Annotated in this window: 2 protein-coding genes and 1 pseudogene; all 3 read left to right on the forward strand. The window is 67.4% G+C overall.

The annotated features are described in order from the left end of the window. The coding region (locus AB0D12_RS41015; protein ID WP_362695135.1) for an alpha/beta fold hydrolase at window positions 1–1,811 on the forward strand (1,811 nt) is incomplete at its 5' end. Window positions 1,812–1,944: 133 nt separating this feature from the next. Next, a complete protein-coding gene (sbnB, locus tag AB0D12_RS41020) occupies window positions 1,945–3,015 on the forward strand; it encodes a 2,3-diaminopropionate biosynthesis protein SbnB (RefSeq protein WP_362695138.1) in 1,071 nt (356 codons plus the stop codon). 214 nt (window positions 3,016–3,229) lie between these two features. Next, window positions 3,230–3,414, forward strand: a pseudogene (locus AB0D12_RS41025) (2,3-diaminopropionate biosynthesis protein SbnA); the annotation flags it as partial.

Consider the following 3,414-nt stretch of genomic DNA (forward strand, 5'->3'; position numbering starts at 1 on the left):
CCGATCTCGAACGGCACCCCCGCACGCTGCCCGATCTGCGGTACGTGTCGGTGACCGGTGAGGCGCTGAAGAAGGAGCTCGCCGAGCGCTGGTTCGCGGCCGAGTCCGGGATCAGGCTGGTCAACGCCTACGGGCTGACGGAGACCTCGGACGACACCAACCACGAGGTCATGGACCGGGTGCCGGACCGGATCCTGCTCGGCCGCGCGGTCAACAACGTGCACGTGTACGTCGTCGACGAACACCTCACACCCGTGCCGCTCGGCGCCCCCGGCGAGATTGTCTTCTCCGGAGTGTGCGTCGGCCGCGGGTATGTCAACGATGCCGATCGGACCCGGCTGGCCTTCATGGCGGATCCGCACCGAAAGGGCCAGCGGCTCTACCGGAGCGGTGACTTCGGCCGCTGGCACCCGTCGGGGAAGCTGGAGTTCCTCGGCCGCCGCGATGCCCAGGTCAAGATCCGCGGCTTCCGGATCGAGATCGGCGAGATCGAGAACACCCTGCTGCGCCTCCCCGATGTCCGCGACGGCGCGGTGGTGGTCGCCGAACGGACCGGCGGCAGCAAGGACTTGGTGGCCTTCTACTCGGGTCCGCTCCTGCTGAAGTCCGGTTTCCTGCGGGACCGGCTGAGCGGGTCGCTGCCCAAGTACATGGTCCCGTCGGTCTTCCACTGGCGGGGCAGCCTGCCCCTGACGGCCAATGGCAAGATCGACAGGAGAGCACTGGCCTCACTCGCCGAAGAACTCGGCACAGTCGAGGAGGCCTACCAGGCACCCAGCACGCCGACCGAACAGCGACTGGCCGCCACGTGGGCCAAGGTCCTCGGCATCCCACAGGACCGGATCGGTCGGCGGGACCACTTCTTCGACTGCGGCGGCACCTCACTGTCGGCAGTGAGGCTCGCCATCTCGCTGGACCGAATGGTCTCCCTGAAGGACGTCACCCGTCACCCGGTCCTCGCCGATCTGGCCGGGATGGTCGACGGCCGGTCCGACCGGAGCTCCGTGCTGCAGCCGCTGACGGAAGGTGACGGTGCTCAAGCAGGGGCTTTGGTTGGCTTCCCCTGCGCCGGCGGCGACGCGATGGACTTCCAGGCGCTGGCCAATGCACTGCGGGGCAGCGGACCAGCGGTCTACGCCGTCGACGTGCGCGATTCCGATACTCCCGGCGGGAGCGAGCCGTTCGCGCCGATCGCAGAGGTGGTTGAACAGGTCATCGCCGAGATCACCCGGCGTGGCCTGACCAGGATCCTGCTGTGGGGCCACTCCTCGGGCACCGCATTGGCCATGGAGACGGCCAGGCAGCTGCAGGAGCGCGGGGTGGACGTCCAGCGGGTGTTCCTCGGCGCGCAGCTGCTCGGTGACGCCACCGCCCGGCGCGCCGCCATCACCGAGCTCACCGGGCGGAGCAACGCCGAGATCGTCACCGAGCTGGCCGGGCGGAGCAACGCCGCGATCGCCGCGGCGCTGAGCGCAGACGGCGGCTACACCGAGCTCGGTGAGCTGGATGCGCAGCGCGCCGAGCATGTCGGTGCGGCATTCCGGCACGACTGTGTGTCCGCGCATCGCTATTTCGCCGATGCCCTGGACACGCCGCCGACGGTGAAGCTGTCCGCGCCGGTCACCGTCGTCGTCGCCGCCGACGACCCGAGCACGGCGCAGTTCCCACGCCGGTACCGCGACTGGCAACTCCTCGCCGACCACGTCGACCTGCACGAGCTCGCCGACGGCGGCCACTACTTCCTGCGCACCCGTCCGACCGAGGTGGCCAAGACCGTGCTGAGCGCCGCCGAATGGCCGACTTCCTACTGAGCCGCGACTGAAAGGAAAACGAGATGTCGTCCTCATCCCCGACATCACTGCTCGACGTGGAGACGAAACCCGGCAAACCTCCAATGCTGCGGGTCGAAGCCATTTGCTCGCCAACAATCGAGGTGACTGGCCCATGACCACCGTCCGCTCTACCGCGACGCAGTCCGAAATCGTCGAGCAGGCCACCGTGGCCCCGTTTACGGTGATCCCCGGTGCCCAGGTTCAGCGCGTGCTGCAGGGGCGCGAGAAGGAGATCGTGGAGTTGGTCGAGGCCACCTACCGGCTGCACGGCGCCGGTGATTCGGTGAACCCGCCGTCCTACTTCCTGCGTTTCCCCGACCGCCCCTCCTCCCGGATCATCGCGCTGCCCGCCTCGATCGGCGGGGAAGTGCGGGTGGACGGCCTGAAATGGATCTCCAGCTTCCCGGAGAACGTGACGGCAGGCATCCCTCGTGCCTCGGCCGTGCTGATCCTCAACGACCATGACACCGGCTACCCGTTCGCCTGCCTGGAAAGCTCGATCATCAGCGCCACCAGGACGGCCGCGTCAGCCGCGTCAGCGGCCGACTGGCTCAGCCGCGACCGCCACCGCCCGACGCGCGTCGGGTTCTTCGGGGTGGGCTTGATCGCCCGCTACATCCATGCCTTCCTGGCCGGCACCGGCTGGTCGTTCGACGAGATCGGCGTGCACGACCTGTCCCCCGAGAGCGCGGCAGGCTTCCGCACGTACCTGGAGCAGTCGGGCACCGCCGGCTGGATCACCGTGCACGACAGCGCCGAGCAGCTGATCCGGAACAGCGACCTGGTGGTCTTCGCCACCGTCGCCGCCCAGCCGCATGTCAGCGATCTGTCGTGGTTCGCACACAATCCGTTGGTGCTGCATGTGTCGCTGCGCGACCTCGCGCCGGAGATCCTGCTGGCATCGGCCAACATCGTCGATGACGTCGAGCACTGTCTCAAGGCCAACACCTCGCCGCATCTGGCAGAACAGCTCACGGGCAACCGGGACTTCCTGCACGGCACCTTGGACGACGTGATGGCCAGGCGGGTGACCGTGCCGACGGACCGCCCCGCCGTGTTCTCGCCGTTCGGCCTCGGAGTGCTCGACCTCGCCGTCGGCAAGTACGTCTACGACGAGGTGGTCCGCTCCGGAGAACTACAGATCATCGACGACTTCTTCCACGAACTGAGCCGGTATGGATGAGCCGGCCGAAACCTCGGCTGACCGAGCACCAGGAGGCTTATGCGGAGCTGACCCCCGAGAAATCAGCGGCCAAATCGCCGCAGATCAACGCGTACCACACTGCGGCCCCTAGCCCAACTCCCCGTCCGACTCGGTGAACACAGGTAAGGCGAGAAGCCCGCCCACGGTCGGATGGACATTCCGAAGGTGCAATGCCGCAGAGGAGGAGGCCATCATGCCCGTCATTTCCGTTCCCTACGCCTTCAACGAAGAGGAGCTCTATGTCGACCTTCGGTCGATCTTCGGGCAGTCGCTCTTCCTCAAATGTGAGGGCTTCAACTTCGCCGGCTCGATCAAGCTGAAAGCCGCGACCGAGATGGTGGAGACCGCCGAGCGGGACGGAGTCCTGACGCCGAATTC

It is taken from the genome of Streptomyces sp. NPDC048479, from assembly GCF_040651435.1.
Taxonomy (GTDB): Bacteria; Actinomycetota; Actinomycetes; order Streptomycetales; family Streptomycetaceae; genus Streptomyces.

What these genes read in the sequence shown, in the direction of transcription:
- sbnB (WP_362695138.1), top strand. Translation starts at nt 1,945, where the DNA reads ATGACCACCGTCCGCTCTACCGCGACGCAGTCCGAAATCGTCGAGCAG.